Source organism: Mesorhizobium sp. GbtcB19, assembly GCF_019091085.1.
Classification (GTDB): Bacteria; Pseudomonadota; Alphaproteobacteria; order Rhizobiales; family Rhizobiaceae; genus Mesorhizobium.
In genome coordinates, this window is sequence record NZ_JAGXJY010000017.1 from 89,689 (window position 1) to 105,494 (window position 15,806).

Annotated in this window: 21 protein-coding genes; 12 read left to right on the forward strand and 9 right to left on the reverse strand. The window is 64.4% G+C overall.

Annotated elements, in window-relative coordinates; all coding sequences use genetic code 11:
- Positions 1 to 62: 62 nt before the first annotated feature.
- Complete coding sequence (locus tag KVT37_RS24740) at positions 63 to 1,211, forward strand: metallophosphoesterase (RefSeq protein ID WP_217577628.1); 1,149 nt, start codon at positions 63 to 65, stop codon at positions 1,209 to 1,211.
- Positions 1,212 to 1,257: 46 nt separating this feature from the next.
- Here the strand turns inward: KVT37_RS24740 and KVT37_RS24745 are convergent, their stop codons facing one another.
- Positions 1,258 to 1,437, reverse strand: coding sequence for a CsbD family protein (locus KVT37_RS24745; protein ID WP_112098045.1), 180 nt, complete (start codon positions 1,435 to 1,437; stop codon positions 1,258 to 1,260).
- 121 nt (positions 1,438 to 1,558) lie between these two features.
- Here KVT37_RS24745 and KVT37_RS24750 point away from each other — a divergent pair, with 121 nt between their 5' ends.
- The 3 genes from KVT37_RS24750 to KVT37_RS24760 all read left to right on the forward strand — a co-directional run bounded on the left by KVT37_RS24750 (position 1,559) and on the right by KVT37_RS24760 (position 4,063).
- Positions 1,559 to 1,843 carry a hypothetical protein gene (locus KVT37_RS24750; RefSeq protein WP_217577629.1) on the forward strand — a complete coding sequence of 95 codons (285 nt, stop codon included), beginning with the start codon at positions 1,559 to 1,561 and terminating at the stop codon, positions 1,841 to 1,843.
- A 138-nt stretch (positions 1,844 to 1,981) separates the two neighbouring features.
- Entirely contained in the window at positions 1,982 to 3,385 is a 1,404-nt protein-coding gene (locus KVT37_RS24755; protein WP_217577669.1) for a patatin-like phospholipase family protein, read from the forward strand.
- Positions 3,386 to 3,403: 18 nt separating this feature from the next.
- Positions 3,404 to 4,063 carry a glutathione S-transferase family protein gene (locus tag KVT37_RS24760; RefSeq protein ID WP_217577630.1) on the forward strand — a complete coding sequence of 220 codons (660 nt, stop codon included), beginning with the start codon at positions 3,404 to 3,406 and terminating at the stop codon, positions 4,061 to 4,063.
- Between the two features lie 50 nt (positions 4,064 to 4,113).
- Here the strand turns inward: KVT37_RS24760 and KVT37_RS24765 are convergent, their stop codons facing one another.
- Positions 4,114 to 4,941 carry an alpha/beta hydrolase gene (locus KVT37_RS24765; RefSeq protein WP_217577631.1) on the reverse strand — a complete coding sequence of 276 codons (828 nt, stop codon included), beginning with the start codon at positions 4,939 to 4,941 and terminating at the stop codon, positions 4,114 to 4,116.
- 120 nt (positions 4,942 to 5,061) lie between these two features.
- Between KVT37_RS24765 and KVT37_RS24770 the strand changes: the two genes are divergently transcribed.
- The 5 genes from KVT37_RS24770 to KVT37_RS24790 all read left to right on the forward strand — a co-directional run bounded on the left by KVT37_RS24770 (position 5,062) and on the right by KVT37_RS24790 (position 7,585).
- Positions 5,062 to 5,553, forward strand: coding sequence for a MarR family winged helix-turn-helix transcriptional regulator (locus tag KVT37_RS24770; protein WP_217577632.1), 492 nt, complete (start codon positions 5,062 to 5,064; stop codon positions 5,551 to 5,553).
- A gap of 52 nt (positions 5,554 to 5,605) precedes the next feature.
- The gene (locus KVT37_RS24775) at positions 5,606 to 5,935 is read left to right on the forward strand and encodes a YciI family protein (protein WP_217577633.1); all 330 of its coding nucleotides are present in this window, start codon (positions 5,606 to 5,608) and stop codon (positions 5,933 to 5,935) included.
- Positions 5,936 to 6,206: 271 nt separating this feature from the next.
- Positions 6,207 to 6,365 (forward strand): hypothetical protein, encoded by a 159-nt coding sequence (locus tag KVT37_RS24780; protein WP_217577634.1) that lies wholly within the window; start codon positions 6,207 to 6,209, stop codon positions 6,363 to 6,365.
- A gap of 89 nt (positions 6,366 to 6,454) precedes the next feature.
- On the forward strand, positions 6,455 to 6,742 hold the full coding sequence (locus tag KVT37_RS24785; protein WP_308642758.1) for a YkgJ family cysteine cluster protein: 288 nt from the start codon (positions 6,455 to 6,457) through the stop codon (positions 6,740 to 6,742).
- A 231-nt stretch (positions 6,743 to 6,973) separates the two neighbouring features.
- A complete protein-coding gene (locus tag KVT37_RS24790; RefSeq protein WP_217577635.1) occupies positions 6,974 to 7,585 on the forward strand; it encodes a LysE family translocator in 612 nt (203 codons plus the stop codon).
- 7 nt (positions 7,586 to 7,592) lie between these two features.
- Here the strand turns inward: KVT37_RS24790 and KVT37_RS24795 are convergent, their stop codons facing one another.
- Positions 7,593 to 8,606, reverse strand: a complete 1,014-nt coding sequence (locus tag KVT37_RS24795; protein ID WP_217577636.1) for an AraC family transcriptional regulator — start codon at positions 8,604 to 8,606, stop codon at positions 7,593 to 7,595.
- 318 nt (positions 8,607 to 8,924) lie between these two features.
- Here KVT37_RS24795 and KVT37_RS24800 point away from each other — a divergent pair, with 318 nt between their 5' ends.
- On the forward strand, positions 8,925 to 9,350 hold the full coding sequence (locus KVT37_RS24800; RefSeq protein ID WP_217577637.1) for a GFA family protein: 426 nt from the start codon (positions 8,925 to 8,927) through the stop codon (positions 9,348 to 9,350).
- Positions 9,351 to 9,406: 56 nt separating this feature from the next.
- On the forward strand, positions 9,407 to 9,922 hold the full coding sequence (locus KVT37_RS24805) for an OsmC family protein (RefSeq protein ID WP_217577638.1): 516 nt from the start codon (positions 9,407 to 9,409) through the stop codon (positions 9,920 to 9,922).
- A 74-nt stretch (positions 9,923 to 9,996) separates the two neighbouring features.
- Here the strand turns inward: KVT37_RS24805 and KVT37_RS24810 are convergent, their stop codons facing one another.
- From KVT37_RS24810 to KVT37_RS24820, 3 genes are read right to left on the reverse strand one after another with little or no spacing between them, the layout of a single operon-like run.
- A complete protein-coding gene (locus tag KVT37_RS24810) occupies positions 9,997 to 10,383 on the reverse strand; it encodes a nuclear transport factor 2 family protein (protein WP_217577639.1) in 387 nt (128 codons plus the stop codon).
- A gap of 19 nt (positions 10,384 to 10,402) precedes the next feature.
- Positions 10,403 to 10,837 carry an OsmC family protein gene (locus tag KVT37_RS24815; RefSeq protein WP_217577640.1) on the reverse strand — a complete coding sequence of 145 codons (435 nt, stop codon included), beginning with the start codon at positions 10,835 to 10,837 and terminating at the stop codon, positions 10,403 to 10,405.
- A 37-nt stretch (positions 10,838 to 10,874) separates the two neighbouring features.
- Positions 10,875 to 11,885: an NAD(P)-dependent alcohol dehydrogenase gene (locus tag KVT37_RS24820; RefSeq protein ID WP_217577641.1), complete on the reverse strand. Its 1,011-nt coding sequence runs from the start codon at positions 11,883 to 11,885 to the stop codon at positions 10,875 to 10,877.
- A 114-nt stretch (positions 11,886 to 11,999) separates the two neighbouring features.
- Between KVT37_RS24820 and KVT37_RS24825 the strand changes: the two genes are divergently transcribed.
- Entirely contained in the window at positions 12,000 to 12,608 is a 609-nt protein-coding gene (locus KVT37_RS24825; protein WP_217577642.1) for a TetR/AcrR family transcriptional regulator, read from the forward strand.
- 78 nt (positions 12,609 to 12,686) lie between these two features.
- On the opposite strand, the gene groL is transcribed toward KVT37_RS24825, so the two are convergent.
- The 3 genes from groL to KVT37_RS24840 all read right to left on the reverse strand — a co-directional run bounded on the left by groL (position 12,687) and on the right by KVT37_RS24840 (position 15,735).
- On the reverse strand, positions 12,687 to 14,339 hold the full coding sequence (gene groL, locus KVT37_RS24830) for a chaperonin GroEL (RefSeq protein ID WP_217577643.1): 1,653 nt from the start codon (positions 14,337 to 14,339) through the stop codon (positions 12,687 to 12,689).
- Positions 14,340 to 14,401: 62 nt separating this feature from the next.
- On the reverse strand, positions 14,402 to 14,698 hold the full coding sequence (gene groES, locus KVT37_RS24835; protein ID WP_073987612.1) for a co-chaperone GroES: 297 nt from the start codon (positions 14,696 to 14,698) through the stop codon (positions 14,402 to 14,404).
- Between the two features lie 227 nt (positions 14,699 to 14,925).
- Positions 14,926 to 15,735, reverse strand: coding sequence for a class I SAM-dependent methyltransferase (locus KVT37_RS24840; RefSeq protein ID WP_217577644.1), 810 nt, complete (start codon positions 15,733 to 15,735; stop codon positions 14,926 to 14,928).
- Between the last annotated feature and the right edge of the window lie 71 nt (positions 15,736 to 15,806).

A 15,806-nucleotide genomic window follows, 5' to 3' on the forward strand; every position in this document is an offset into this window, starting at 1 on the left:
CTTGGCATGAAATGTCTCCCAGGCGCCGGTCCGGCGCCAAACTGGACGAAGCGGCCCCGAGCATGTTCAATCGTGTGACGATGAATCGCCCTTTGCCAGCAACCGTTTCGCGCCGCATCTTCATCGCCCGGTTGGGCGGCCTCGCTGCCGCCTGCGCCCTTCCGCGTGTAGCCTTCGGCCAGACCGGCAAGCGCATCCAGCCGGTCGACGCGACCTTCCTCTTCATCGCCGATATCCATGCCTGCCGCATGGCGAGCGGCTTGAGCCCGCATTGCGCGCAGGAGGGCAAGACCGACGCCGCCTTGCTGCGCAACGTCGCGGCGCTGAACGCCATCGCCGACAGGGAATGGCCGGCCGAGATCAACGGCGTCTCCACTGGCCTGCATTCGGCCGGCACCCGCATCGGCATGCCGCTCGGGCTCGTCACCGGCGGCGACATCACCGACGATGGCGGCGGCCAGGTCACCGAACCCTCCGAAGGCACGCAGCTCCTGCAGTTCTCGCAGCGCTACAGCCAAGGCGTTGGGCCGGACCGCATCCACATTCCGGTCTATGTCGGGCTCGGCAACCACGATCTCGACCAGAACGGCTCGCCGCCGCATGTCGACTGGTATCGCCGCGAATTGCGCGATTATGTCGAGGTCAACCACCGCCCCGGCGTGTTCTTCAAGCCGCCGGTGCCGGCGACCGAATATGACGTCGACACCGACTGCTATTCCTGGGACTGGGGCGGCCTGCATCTTATCCAGGCGCATCGCTTCGCCGGCGATACCGGCCATGGCGCGCCGAGCAGCCTTACCTGGTTGAAGCAGGATCTTGCCACCTATGCCGGCGACGGCCGTCCGGTGATCCTGTTCCAGCACTACGGCTGGGATACGTTCTCGACCGAGCGCTGGGATCCGGCGAAACGCACCTATGACGACGATGGCGCCGGCCGCCCGCATTGGTGGGGCGAGGCTGATCGCCAGGCGCTGCTGGCGGCGATCAAGGGCTATAACGTCATTGCCGTCTTCCATGGCCACCAGCACGACGTGCCGATGATCTACCAGCGTGACGGGCTCGACCTCATCAAGCCGAAGGCGGCCTATATGGGTGGTTTCGCGCTGGCCAGGGTCACGGCCGACAACATGGATGTGGTGCTTGGCGAAGCGGCGGGGGACCATGGCGAGATCGTCTTCACCAACGCCTTCGCCAAGCAATTCCAGACATGAAAGGCCGCTCGCGGCGGCCTCTTAGCCTGTCGTCATGGCTCAGGGACTAGAACGCCTTTTTGACCTTGTCCTTCACGTCGCCATAGGCCTTCTGCACCTTGCCGGCGAGCTTGTCGGCAGCGCCTTCGACCTGGGTCCGCCGGTTGCCGGTGGCCTTGCCCGCCGCCTGCTTGACCGAACCCTTCATTTGCTTGGCAATACCGGCCACCTGATCCCTGTTCACCATGCGCGCATCTCCTGGGTCTCAACGGGAGCTGGATGCTAGAACCGCATCCGGGTCTCATAACGTGCCGGAGCGGTTTGGGTTCCAGACCGTGGCGATGTCTTTGCACTGCCAGTGTGCGAGAATGAAGCTTGCAACCAAGCAAGGAAAGTTGACTCGATTGACTGATCCTCAACTGATCACCAACGAAATTATCCTGCGTATTCTGCAGGTCGCTCTCATCGAAATTCGTGCGACCGATAATCTCGGCAAAGCCCGAATGCTTGCCGACGCGTTTCACAATGCGCCAGGCATGATCGCGTCGGGCCGCGAGCCGCAAGAGACGTGGACCCGGATCCTCGACACCGCCCGCAGGCTGGGGATCGAAACCTACGTCGCGTCGCTGCTCAGCCACGTTCAATCCCGGTGAAGTTCAACATGAGAAGCTACCTGTTTCAGCTGCGGTTGCATCGGGCGACGCAATCCGGCTAGGGTTCGCGCGGCTGCGGGTGAGGGCAGCCGGGGGAACCGGGTTTTGCGTTTTCGTGTGGCCTTTGTCGCAGTGCTGATGGCCGTGGCCGGCTGCGTCGCCGACGATGTCGGGCCGATCAACGTGCTGACCAAGGAAGTTGGCCACCCGTCGCCCACCTACATCCCCGATCCGGCCGATGACGGCTCGACCGTCGTGGGCTTGGCCTTTTCCGGCGGCGGCACGCGGGCGGCCGCTTTCTCCTATGGCGTGTTGCGGGCGCTGGACGACGTCGTCATCGACGAACGCCCGAAACGGCGCACGCTGGTCGACGATATCAGGATGATTTCAGGCGCTTCCGGCGGCGCCATCGCCGCCGCCTATTTCGGCTACAAGGGCAGGGACGGTTACCAGGATTTCCGCGAGCGTTTCCTGACCCAGAACGCCGAGGCCGATCTCAGGGAGGCGATCTCTCCGGTCAACCTGGTGCGCGCCTATTATGGCGGCGTCAACGACCGCAGCGGCTTCGCCAAATGGCTGAACGATCATCTTTTCGACGGCGCGACCTTCAAGGCGCTGCACAAGCCGAACGGCCCGATCGTCTGGATCAACGCGTCCGACATCTACAATCGCACGCCCTTCCTGTTCACCTACGACACCTTCGCCGCGCTGTGCAGCGATCTCGACAAGGTGCGGCTTGCCGATGGCGTCGCGGCATCCGCCGCCGTGCCCGTCGTCTTCGCGCCGATCGTCGTCGCCGCGACCAGTCCCGATTGCGGCTACCACCGGCCCGGGTGGTTGAGTGAGGCGCTGGCCGACCGCAACGCCTCGCTGCGGCTCAAGGCCTATGCAGGCGCGCTCGACGCCTACCAGAACGCGGGCCCGCACGACTATGTGAAGCTGCTGGACGGCGGCCTCACCGACAATATCGGCGTCACCGGCTTCACGCTCGAACGCTCGGCCGCCGGCACGCCCTACGGACCGCTGTCACCCTCGGAGGCCGTGCGCCTGAACACGCTGATCTTCATCGTGGTCGACGCCGGCAGCGGCAGCAACAAAGCCTGGACGAAGTCGCTGCATGGACCGAAGGCCAGCGAGCTTTTCGACGTGACGACCAGCACGACGCTTGCCGCTTCGGTGCGCGACGAGTTCGATGCGTTGAGGCTTGCCGTCTCGCAATGGAAGGGCGAGCTGGTGCGCTTCCGCTGCGGCCTGCCGGGCTCGACGGTTTCGGCCTATCGCGGCTCGGCCGGTGGCTGGAACTGCCGCGATGTCCGTCTCGTCGTCCAGCATCTGTCCTTCGCCGATGTCGATCCGGCAACCGAAGCGAAGCTGAACGACATTCCGACCAGGCTCAGGCTGCCGGTCGACCAGGTCGACCTCCTGATCGGCGCCGGCCGCAAGGCGCTCGAGGTCAATACCGACATAGAAGCGGCGGTGGCCGCGATCCAGGCCCGCGCCGGCATCAGGCCGCCGGCGATCACGACGGCCGCAGCGAATTGACATCATCAGGAGACGGTCTTGGCGGAATTCACCCTCTATATCGGCAACAAGTGCTTTTCCTCATGGTCGCTCAGGCCTTGGGTGGCGATGAAGCACCTGGAGATCCCCTTCGAGGAGGGCTTCGTGCGCCTGCGCACGCCGCAGACCTTCGCCAATCTCGCCAAAGTGTCGCCGACCGGCTTGGTGCCGCTGTTGAATCATAATGGCAGGATCGTCTGGGAAACCCTTGCCATCCTTGAATATCTGGCAGACCTCTTTCCCGAAAAAAAGCTCTGGCCGGATGACCTTGGCGTCCGCGCTCTGGCCCGCTCGGTGGCGACCGAAATGCATTCCGGCTTCCGCGAGGTCCGTTACGGCTGGCCGATGAACCTGCGCCGGCCGAAATCGCACAAGCCGCTCGATGCCGAGGGCGAAGCGCAGCGGGCGCGGATCGAGGCGATCTGGCGCCAGTGCCGCGAGCAGTATGGCGAGGGCGGCCCGTTCCTGTTCGGCCACTTCACCGCGGCCGACGCCATGTATGCGCCGGTGGTCACGCGCTTCGACACCTATGGCGGCGAGCTGGCGGCGGTCACCCGCGCCTATGTCGATGCGGTATTGGCGACCCCCGCGATGCGGCACTGGTATGCGGAAGCGGCGAACGAGCCCTGGCCTGAGCCAGGGCCGCACGAGCAGGATTGACAGGCAAACGGCTTTGAGGCCGCGATGCCTGTCCCGCCGACCGCGCCGTATCAGGCAGTACGGCTCAGCGACGCCTGCCTGGCCGGCCAGTGTGTGGTGAGGAAGTCGGCCACGCCGGCGGCGATCTCCTCCCAGCCCGGCTCTTCCAGCAGCCAATGGGCATGACGCTCGCGGATATCGGCGGTGACGCCGAGCTTTTGCGCCGTCCATTCGACCAGCGCCGGGGCGACGATCCGGTCCTCGGCGGCGCCGACGACCATGGCCGGGCAGGAGATCTTCGCGAAATCGACCTTGTAGGAGCCGAAGATCAACTCGCGATAGACCTTGCCGGATTCGGGCACCAGTTGCGCATGCAGGACCGGGCAGGCCTCCTTCGGCATACGGTTGAGCGCGATGGTGGCGCAGCCCCTGGCCGATGGCAGGATCGGTTGTCCGGTCAGGATTCTTGGCATCATCGGCAGATAGGTGGGCAGCGCCACCTTTTGCGCCGGCAATTTCGCCGCCGGCGCCGGGCAGAGCAGGACGATCGCCTCGGCATGACCGAGTGCCGCGATCTGCTGGGCGATCAGGCCGCCAAGGCTGTGGCCGATCACGACCGGCTTCTCGCCGAGCGCCGCGATCACCTTCAGCGTGTCCTCGACATAGTCGGCGATGGCGAGACCCTTGGCCCGGGCGGGACCTATGCCCGCACGGCCACGCCGCGCGGCAGCGAAGCCGCGCCAGCCATGTTCGGCGAAGAATTCAAGCCACGGCCGGAAGCTGGTGTGGTCGACGAAGGCACCATGGACGAACAGCAGCGGCGGGCGGCCGGCGACGGGTCCTGTCTCGATCGCGGGAAAACCGGCAATGACAGTGGACGAGACGCGCTGCGAATCCATGGCTACCTCCCTGGGCGCGGATCGGCAAAGGCCAAGCTTGTTTTAGTCAACAAGCTTGCTTAGATTGTCAACCTGCTTGCCTAGTTTGTCAATCAGCTTGCCTAAATTTTGAGGTATGCGTTGGACAGTCCGGATTCGAAAGTCACCGACGCCGAATTTCGCGCCCGCCGCGAAAAGATCCTGCTGCGGCAGCTGGTGCGGCTGTTTCGCCTGATGAACGACGAGACCGTGGCGCGCATGCAGGCGCGCGGTTTCGAGCGTATGCAGCCCTCCTATCCCCGGCTGCTCGGCAATCTCGATACCGAAGGCACGCGGATTTCCGGCCTGGCCAGGCGCATGGGCATCACCCGGCAGGCGGTCGCTCAACTGGTGAAGGAGATCGAAGCGGCGGGTTTCGTCGAGCGCCGGGCCGACCCTGAGGACGGCCGCGGCGTCATCGTTGCCTTCACGCCGAAGGGACGCCAAGGGCTTGCCACCGCGGTCGAGGTGATGGCCGAGATCGAAGCCGAATATGCCGGAGTGCTCGGTCAATCCGGACTCGATGAGCTGAAAGGCCACCTCAAGACGATCCTCGACCGCTTTGACCGGCAAGGCGGCTTCGGCATGGATTGAAGCTTGCGCCTGTGAAACCGGCCGGCGCAATATTGATCCGGGAGGAAGACCGATGGCCAGCAGCGAAGCACCGCATGAAACCACGGCGCCAAAAATCTTCCATTGCAGGCTGATCCCGCCGCGGCCGGATTTCGCCTTCACCATGTCGGAGGAGGAAAGGGCGCTGATGGGCCGGCATGCCGGCTATCTGCGCGAGAAGCTGCGCGAAGGCATCATGATCATGGCCGGCCCCGTCGCCGATCCGGCCGGCCCCTGGGGACTGCTGATCCTGCGTGCCGGCAGCGAAGCCGAGGCGAAGGCGGTCACCGATGACGACCCGGTGGCGCGCTCGGGCCGCGGCTTCCGCTATGAAATCCTGCCGATGTTGAGCGTGATCATGTAGGCGGCACACAAAAAGAACGCCTCTCACGCGTTTTATGGCGCGGGAGGCGTCCTTGTGCCGTTAGCCTTCTTTCGACTGCTGACGGCACTGCAATAACGCCCGGCTCCGGCGGCGGTTCCTTAACTCGGCAAAATAATCGACGTCTGTTCGCGGACGTCACGACCGGATCGGTATGGTCGGCAACCGCAGGTCTTTTCCGTTCCGGTTGCCCGATTGTGTGCTAGGACCGGTCGACCGCGATGTGAGTCACCGACGCTTTTCAGGAATAGACATGGCCATCAAGTTTTCCGCCAAGGACCAGCAGCCGGCTCCCACCGCTGCCGCGAAACCGGCCAAGCCGGCCGCCGCGCCAAAAGCAGACAAACCGCTCGACGTCGATCTGTTCGAGCAGCCGGCGCAAAAGCCGCCGCGCAAGACCAGGAAGAAATAGGATTGCCACACGAGGCCGACCACAGCCATTTGCCCTTGCCGTCCGGCAGGGCGGCCGATCCCGGCTGGCCGGCGGGCGGTGACGCTGCGGTGTTCGACTGCCAGAGCTGCGGCGCCTGCTGTTCCTATTCGGCCGACTGGCCGCGCTTCTCGACCGAGGACGACGAACAGCTCGACCGCATCCCGGAGAAATTCGTGTCGGCCGACCTCTCCGGCATGCGTTGCGACGGCGTGCGCTGCTCGGCGCTCACCGGCGAGGTTGGCAAGCACACGGCCTGCGGCATCTACGATATCCGCCCCGACGTCTGCCGCGCCTGCATGCCTGGCGGCGACGATTGCCTGATGGCGAGAGCGGCGCATGGGCTGGCGGTGAGCTAACTTCCTCGCCCCCGCAAGGCGGGGGAGAGGTGGCCGCGAAGCGGCCGGAGAGGGGGCCGCGACGCTGGCGGGTTTCCTCTGATTGTTTTCAAGGCGGCGCCATTCCCCCTCTCCGTCTCGGCTTTGCCGAGACACCTCTCCCCCATTTCATGGGGGCGAGGAAAAGCGCCCCGCTTGCCTCACCGCACACCTCCCGGTACCTTCCCGCCGGGCAGGGCCGCGGAGGAACGCATGAGCATCGAATTCCTGTTGACGTCGCTGATTATCGTGGCTTCGCCCGGCACCGGCGTCCTCTATACGCTGAGCGCCGGCCTTTCACGCGGCGCGCGCGCCGCCGTCATTGCCGCTTTCGCTTGCACGCTGGGCATCATCCCGCATATGGCCGCCGCCATCACCGGCCTTGCCGCGGTGCTGCACACCAGCGCCGTCGCCTTCGAGACGCTGAAATATCTCGGCGTCGCCTATCTGCTCTACATGGCCTGGAACACGCTGAAGGAGAAGGGCGGCTTGAGCATCGACGAGGATGCCGCGCCGCGCTCGACCGCCAGGACCATCACCACGGGCATCCTGGTCAACGTGCTGAACCCGAAACTGTCGATCTTCTTCTTCGCCTTCCTGCCGCAATTCGTCAGCACCACCGAGCCGCATGCTTTCGCCAGGATGCTGGAGCTCTCAGGTGTTTTCATGCTGATGACCTTCGTCATTTTCGCCATCTATGGCGTGTTCGCGGCCTCGGTGCGCAGCCACATCGTGTCGCGGCCGAAGGTGCTGACCTGGATGCGCCGCAGCTTCGCCGCCGCCTTCGTCATGCTCGGCGCCAAGCTGGCTTTGGCGGATCGCTAACGGCCGGTCAGGTCTCGGTTTCGGAGGCCTCATCGCTTCCGAAACCGGGCGCGGCCCGGACGCCGAGGCGCCAGGCCGAAGGCGGGACGCCGATCATCTTCTTGAAGGCGCGGCTGAACGCGGCTTCGGATTCATAGCCTATGTCCACCGCGATACTGGCGACGTTGCTGTTGCCGGCGCTGAGCAGTTCCGAGGCGATCTGCATGCGCCATTTGGCGAGGTAATGCATCGGCGGCATGCCGACGATTTTGGTGAAGCGCTCCGCCAGCACCGTCCGCGACAAGGCGGACTCCTTCGCCAGCGCCTCCACCGTCCAATTGTGCGCCGGTCGGTCATGGATCAGCGCCAGCGCCTTCGCCAGATGCGGATCGCGCAGGCCCGCCAGCCAGCCGGTCTGTTGCGGCGGCAGCGATTCCACATAGCGGCGCAGCACGTCGACGAACATCAGTTCGCTGAGCTTGGTCAGCATCGTCTCGCTGCCGGCCCGCTTCTCGGCCACTTCCGAGACCGCCAATTTGATGAACTGGCCGAGCCAGCCGCCATCGCCCTTGGCGTCTCCGGCCTTGATGACCGGTGGCAGCGCTTCGAGCAGCGGGTTGAAGGGCAGGGCATGGCAGGCGAGATAGCCGCAGACCAGCCGGGCCGACAGCGATCCGTCCTTGACGTAGTTGATGGGGAAAGGCTGTTGGCTGGCGGCCGCGATCTCCAGCACATCCGCGGTCGGCGGGTCGGCCCCAAGGTCGGGCGTGCTCGACATGATATGCGGGTCGCTGTGGGTGAAGACCACGACCTCGCCGGCTCCCACCGGAATCGCCTCCTTGCCGATGATGCGGGCAAAGCAGCGGCCCTCCGTCAGCACGTGGTAGGAAATCAGGTGATCCGCGCCCGGCAGTATCCTCGGCAATATCGAGGCTGGGGCCGGCGAGCAGACCGCCCATGGATCCTGGGCCTCGATGTCGAAAAACGTCGCGCCGGTGAGGCGCACCGTTTTCAAAAGGTCAGACAGAGCGTCCCCGGCCATTCCACCCATGTCCCGTTAGAGCAATTCCAGGAAAAGTATGTGCGTTTAGGTTCGGCGACTTCGCCGTAACCTTCCGTTCCGGAATTGCGTCAAAACAAGAAGTTAGAGCGGTTCGCCGTTTCCGTGAAACGGTGAAACGCTCTAGCGCGGCAATCCGGCGCGACATCCCTTTCCAGTTCCGGACGCGCTGTCAAGTGAGGCGGACGCCCCGTCATTCCGTTCATTGCCGGAAGCTTTAAACCGCTGCGGCACCGCGCGGTGTCGTCTCAAACCGGCGCTGAGCGCGGTCGAACCGAACCTAGACAAGGATCAAGAGTCATGACGGTACATAAGGGCGGGTGTTTTTGCGGCGCCGTGGAAATCGAAGTCCACGGGACCGCCGAGGCAATGGGTTACTGCCATTGCAGTTCCTGCCGTTCGTGGTCGGCGTCGCCGGTGAACGCTTTCACGCTGTGGAAGCCCGGGAACGTCAAGGTCACCAAGGGCGCGGAGTTTTTGTCCGGCTTCGAGAAGTCCGCGATGAGCGACCGCCAGTTCTGCACCAAATGCGGCGGGCATCTGATGACGGGCCATCCGCCGCTCGGACTGGTCGACGTCTATGCTGCCACCATACCGACGGTGGAATTCACGCCGGGGGTCCACGTCAACTACGCCGAGACTGTCCTGCCGATGAAGGACGGGCTGCCGAAGCTGAAGGATTTTCCGGCCGAGCTCGGCGGCTCGGGTATCGCCATCCCGGAATAGGCTCGGACGATGGCCGACGATTTCAAGCAACCGCAATTCACGACAGGAGACCAGCAATGGATATCGCGACGTTTCGCGCCAAGCAGGAGCCGATCAAGGATCTTTATCGCAAGGACGCGCGGGCCGCGCTTCTTACCTTGAAGGCCAGGGGCAGCGCTGACGACACAAGGGTGACCTGCAAGGTCGAGACCGGACGCGGGTTGGCGCTGGCCGGCATCCACCCGAAGGCCGGCGGCAGCGGCAAGGAGCTTTGTTCCGGCGACATGCTGCTGGAGGCGCTGATCGCCTGTGCCGGCGTCTCGATGCGGGCGGCAGCGGCCGTGCTCGAGATTCCGATCAAGTCGGCGGAGATCTCCGCCGAGGGCGATGTCGACCTGCGCGGCACGCTTGGCGTCACCGAAGGCGTGCCGGTCGGCTTCAAGGAAATCCGCCTGCGCTTCGACATCGAGTCGGATGTCGAGCAAAGCCAGCTGACCCAACTCATGGAGCTCACCGATCGCTACTGCGTGATCTTCCAGACGATCCAGCGCAGCCCGAAGACTTTCGTGAAACTCAACAGGGTGGTTTCGTAAGACTTTGCCCGGAACCGAGATCCTGGCGGGCAGGTTCCGGGCTGGGCCTGAGCGCGGCTCTTCCGCGCCAGGCCCTATCCTTTGACGTAGCCCATCGCCTCGACGATTTTGCCATCGGCGACGCGCATCAGATTGACGCCGCGCAGCGAACTGCCGTCCGACATCCAGAAGCGCCAGCGGATCGTCGCCCGGTCGCCGGCCACAAAAGTCTCTTCGAGGTCGAAGCGCGTGCCGGGTCCGGTGGCGATCGCCGACCACAGCTCGACGCAAGCCGCCTTGCCGGCTCGGCGAGCGCCGTCCGGCGCCGGCGTGGTGTTCTCGATCACGCAGTCCTCCGCCACCAGTTCGTTCAGCGCGGAAGGGTCGTGACGCTGGAACACGTCGTTGTAGCGCCGCATGATTTCCGCCGTCTCGGCGGAGCGCTTGGCCGCGGCGATGTCGATGGTCAATTCCTGGGTCATTGGATTTTCTCCTGTCGTTTCATTGAGCTACGAGGCTGGCCTTGAGCGTGATGGTGGCGACGCCGGCGAGCGCCCGCGAGACGAGACAGGCCGTCTTGGCCTTCTGCGCCAGCCGCTCGAAATCCTCGGCCGAAATGCCGGGGACGCTTGCGTCAGTTTCGAGTTCGATGCGGGTGATCGTCGGCCCAGCCGTGGTGGCGCCGAGATGCACCTTGGCAATCGTGTGGATGCTATCGGCCGTATGGCCGTCGCCTCCGAGTATGGCGCTGAGCGCCATCGAGAAGCAGCCGGCATGCGCTGCTGCGATCAGTTCCTCGGGATTGGTGCCGGGGCCATTTTCGAAACGGGACGGGAAAGAATAGGCGCCTTCGAACACGCCGCTGCCCAACCGCAGCCGTCCCGCTCCCTGCTTGAGCGTGCCCTGCCATTGGGCCGAAGCCTCACGAATTGTCATGGCTGATCTCCTCTCTGTTTTCGAAAAATGCGGGTGATCAGGCGCCGTCGATGACGACCTTGCCGAAGACGTCGCCCTGCTCGAAATGGCGATACGCCTCGCGCGCTTCGGCGAACGGGAAGACCTTGTCGATGATCGGCTTCAGCCGGTGCGTGGCGACAGCGGCGAGCATCGCCTCCAACCCACTGCGGCTGCCGACGAACAGGCGGCCGATGGTGACCAGGCTGCGCTGATAGACTGCGCCCGGGATCTCGACCGACTTGCCGTTCTTGTCCTGAACTGTGAGCAGCACGATGCGCCCGTAAAGCGCGCTGGCGATCAGCGATTGCGCAAAAGTCGCCGGGCCGCCGGTCTCTACGACCAGGTCGATGCCGCCGGTCGCCTCGCGCAGCTTCATGCCCCATTCCGGCGTTTCGGCCGCCGCGATGACGCGGTCGGCGCCGAGTGCCCGCAGCCTTTCAGCCTTTTCGGCGCGCGAGGTGATGGCGGCCACGCGGCAGCCCATGAGCTTGGCGAATTGCAGCGCAAACAGCGCGACGCCGCCTGAGCCGATCACCAGAACCCATTGCCCCGGCTTTGGAATCTCGGCGCCTGTCAGCGCGTTCCAGGCGGTCAGCCCGGCACAGGTGAAGGTCGCGGCCTCCTGCCATGAGAGATGGTCGGGCAGCCGCACGGCCCATTGCTCGTCGAGCAGCGCATATTCGCTCAGCATGCCGTCCAGCGTGCAGCCAAGCTGGTCGATGATGCCCGGATGCATGCGACCGTCGATCCAGCGCGCGAAGTAACTGCCGGTGACGCGGTCGCCGACGGCAAAGCGCGTGACAGCATCGCCAACCGCCACCACTTCGCCAGCGCCGTCGCTGAGCGGTACGATGCCCGCGCGGGGTGCCAGAGGATAGGTCCCCCTGAGGATCATCGTGTCGCGACGATTGAGCGAGGTGGCTCGCACCCGAACCAGGATCTGGTTTGCTCCTGGCTCGGACATTGCTGCCTCGCGCACCGCCAGCTTCTCGATGTCGCCGAATTCCTCAAGCCGGTAGCTCAGCATTGTCACCTCCAAAATATGTAGACCGATTTACATATTATGTAGACCAATTGTCATATTGGGAGCAAGCCCTATAATGCGGGCTCCTGACAGAGGTTGACATTACGAGAGGTCGAGGTGGCGACGGACACACGCACCCGCATGATCGAGGCGACGGCGCTGCTCATTAGGCAGCGCGGCTATCACGGCACGTCGCTGAACGACATTTTGAGCGCCAGTGGCGCGCCGCGCGGCTCGCTCTATTTCCATTTCCCGGGCGGCAAGGACCAGCTGGTCATCGAGGTAACGCGCGCCAGCGTCGCCGACGTCACGGAGCGGTTGGGCGCGGCGCTGTTGGAGGAGAGCGACCCGGCCGTTGCCGTCCATCACATCTATCAGTCGGTCGCGCGCATGCTGGAGGAGAACGAGTTCTCGCTCGGCTGTCCGGTCGCGCCGGTGGTGCTCGACGCGCCGAACGATGTTCCCGACCTCGCCGAAATCTGCCGCTCGGCCTTCGAGCAGTGGATCGGACTGCTGCGCCAGGCCTTCGTCAGGGCAGGGGTGCCGGAGCGGCGCGCGCAGGCGCTGGCGCTGCTGGTCGAATCCTCGCTGGAAGGCCTGATGGTGATCGCCCGCGCCACCCGCGACCGCACGCCGGTCGCGACCGTTGCCGACGAGGTCGCCGCGCTGGTTGAATCCGCTGTGCTGGCCGGCAAAGTCGCGCAGCAAGCGGAGAGCGCTGCCTGACCAACAGACTATCTCCGGATGCAAACAAAAAGGGCGCCTCTCGGCGCCCTTTCCGTATCAGTGAAGGGGCCGGACTTCTTAGAAGTCCATGCCGCCCATGCCACCCATGCCGCCGCCAGGCATGCCGCCCGGCATACCGCCGGCAGCTTCCTTCTTCGGAGCTTCGGCGATCATGGCTTCGGTGGTGACGAGCAGGCCGGCGACCGAGGCCGCGTCCTGGAGAGCCGTGCGCACGACCTTGACCGGGTCGACGATGCCCATGGCGATCATGTCGCCATACTCGCCGGTCTGGGCGTTGAAGCCGAAGGTCGCGCCCTTGTTCTCGAGGATCTTGCCAGCAACGATCGAAGCTTCCGCACCCGCGTTGGCAGCGATCTGGCGAGCCGGAGACTGCAGTGCGCGGCGCACTATGTTGATGCCGGCAGCCTGATCGGAGTTGACGCCGGTAGCCTTGACGGCAGCCGAAGCGCGCAGGAGCGCAACGCCACCGCCGGCGACGATGCCTTCTTCCACGGCCGCACGGGTCGCGTTCAGCGCGTCGTCAACGCGGTCCTTCTTTTCCTTGACTTCCACTTCGGTCGCACCGCCGACGCGGATCACGGCAACGCCGCCGGCGAGCTTCGCCAGACGTTCCTGCAGCTTCTCCTTGTCGTAGTCCGAGGTGGTTTCCTCGATCTGCTGCTTGATCTGGGCGACGCGGCCCTGGATCTCGGCCTTCTTGCCGGCGCCGTCGACGATGGTGGTGTTCTCCTTGGAGATCGACACCTTCTTGGCGCGGCCGAGCATGTTCAGGCCGACATTCTCGAGCTTGATGCCGAGGTCTTCCGAGATGACCTGGCCACCGGTGAGGATGGCGATGTCTTCCAGCATGGCCTTGCGACGGTCACCGAAGCCCGGAGCCTTGACGGCGGCGATCTTCAGGCCACCGCGCAGCTTGTTGACGACCAGCGTGGCCAGGGCCTCGCCTTCGACGTCTTCCGAGATGATGAGCAGCGGCTTCGAGGTCTGAACGACGGCTTCCAGCACCGGCAGCATTGCCTGCAGGTTGGAGAGCTTCTTCTCGTGCAGCAGGATGTAGGCGTCTTCCAGATCGGCGACCATCTTGTCGGCGTTGGTGACGAAGTAGGGCGACAGATAGCCGCGGTCGAACTGCATGCCTTCGACGACTTCCAGCTCGGTCTCGGCGGTCTTGGCTTCCTCGACGGTGATGACGCCTTCGTTGCCGACCTTCTGCATCGCTTCCGCGATCATCTTGCCGACCGACTCGTCGCCATTGGCCGAGATCGTGCCGACCTGGGCGACTTCCTCGGAGGTCTTGATCTTCTTGGCGGCCTTGCCGAGAGCGGCGACGACTTCGCTGACGGCGAGGTCGATGCCGCGCTTGAGGTCCATCGGGTTCATGCCGGCGGCAACGGCCTTGTTGCCTTCCTGGACGATCGCCTGGGCGAGAACGGTGGCGGTCGTGGTGCCGTCGCCGGCAATGTCGTTGGTCTTCGAAGCGACTTCGCGGACCATCTGGGCGCCCATGTTTTCGAACTTGTCCTCAAGCTCGATCTCCTTGGCGACGGTGACGCCGTCCTTGGTGATGCGCGGGGCGCCGAACGACTTGTCGATGACGACGTTGCGGCCCTTGGGGCCGAGGGTCACCTTCACCGCGTCGGCGAGGATGTTGACACCGCGCAGCATGCGCTCACGGGCGTCGCGGGAGAATTTTACGTCTTTTGCAGCCATGGTTAGCTCCTGACAGGGGCTCGGGAAGAGCCCGAAAACTCAGTTGATGGAGAGGCCGATATTCAGCCGATGATGCCCATGATGTCGGATTCCTTCATGATCAGAAGGTCTTCGCCATTGAGCTTGACTTCAGTGCCCGACCACTTGCCGAACAGGATGCGGTCGCCGGCCTTGACGTCCAGCGGGACGAGCTTGCCGTTTTCGTCGCGGGCGCCGGAGCCGACGGCGATGATTTCGCCTTCCTGCGGCTTCTCCTTCGCCGTATCCGGGATGATGATCCCGCCGGCGGTCTTGGATTCGGATTCAACCCGGCGAACGACCACGCGGTCATGAAGCGGGCGGAACTTGGACTTTGCCATTAGTGTCTTCCTCGAGTGAGAACGGTGAGAACTGTTCCTCCATCCGGCGAGAGCCGGACTGAGTTAGCACTCACCGATGGCGAGTGCTAACGTGGCGCTGAGATAGGCCGGTGGGTTGCGAGAGTCAAGGCGCGCGGGAAGGGGCGTTGGCGAGAAATTTTGCTGCGCGTCTGGCTATCTTGGAAATGTCCCTTTCGCCACGGAGAACGGTGTGGGAAATTGGAACATCATCCGTTTTGCCGTTGGTTTCGCGGCGACCGCAGCACCAGTAGCGGACACCGCTCGGCTAGTCCGTAGCTTCCGGTCGAGGCCACGCGCACATCGTCGAAGAAGACCTTGGCCTCCTCGATCAGCGCGTTCACCGGCGCGAAGCTGTAGACGGCCGGCGAGTTCCGGTAGACGTCGATCGTGCCGATGACCGGCAGTTCCCACCCGGTGCGGTCCGAAAGCTCCGCGCGGTCGGGAAACAGCGCTTCGAATTGTTCGAGGATTTTCCGCACCGGTATCGTGTAATCCGGCGCGCGGCCGATCGCGGTCATGGCCGCGCGCCATTTGAGCTCGTGGAAGGTCGAGACACCGCCACTCAGCGCCAGGGCGCGGACATCCTTCGGCTCGTCCGGCGTTTCGGGAGAGGCATAAAGCCTGATGCCGGCGCGGCCATCGGACTTGAGTGCCCGCGCGATCGACGCAAACAGTGCGCGCCTGAGGTCGGCGGCGCCTATGACCGAGAGACATCCATCGCCGATCAGTGCCTGGACGCTCGCTCCGTCGAACGGCAGGTCGAACCAGTCGCCTTGCACCGCCTTGCGCGTATCGGTGTCGCCCGGCCAGATGCCGGCAATCATATCGGCGGATTCGTCGACCGCCGTCATCGCGGCGCCAAGCCCGGCGAGCTCCGGCGTCACGCCGAGCATGACGACATGCGACCGGGCAAGGTCGAGCTCACGTTCGTAGGCTCCGACCACTTCCGCCGGCGGCCGCAACGGCGAGCCGAGCAACTGCCAGTGTTTGCGAATTGCATTCCAGTGCTCTGTCATGCAAACCCTGGGTTGGTTAGCGCGTTGTGTTCGATCGAATAATCGAGGGCGCTCAGGAAGCCAAGTAGGGC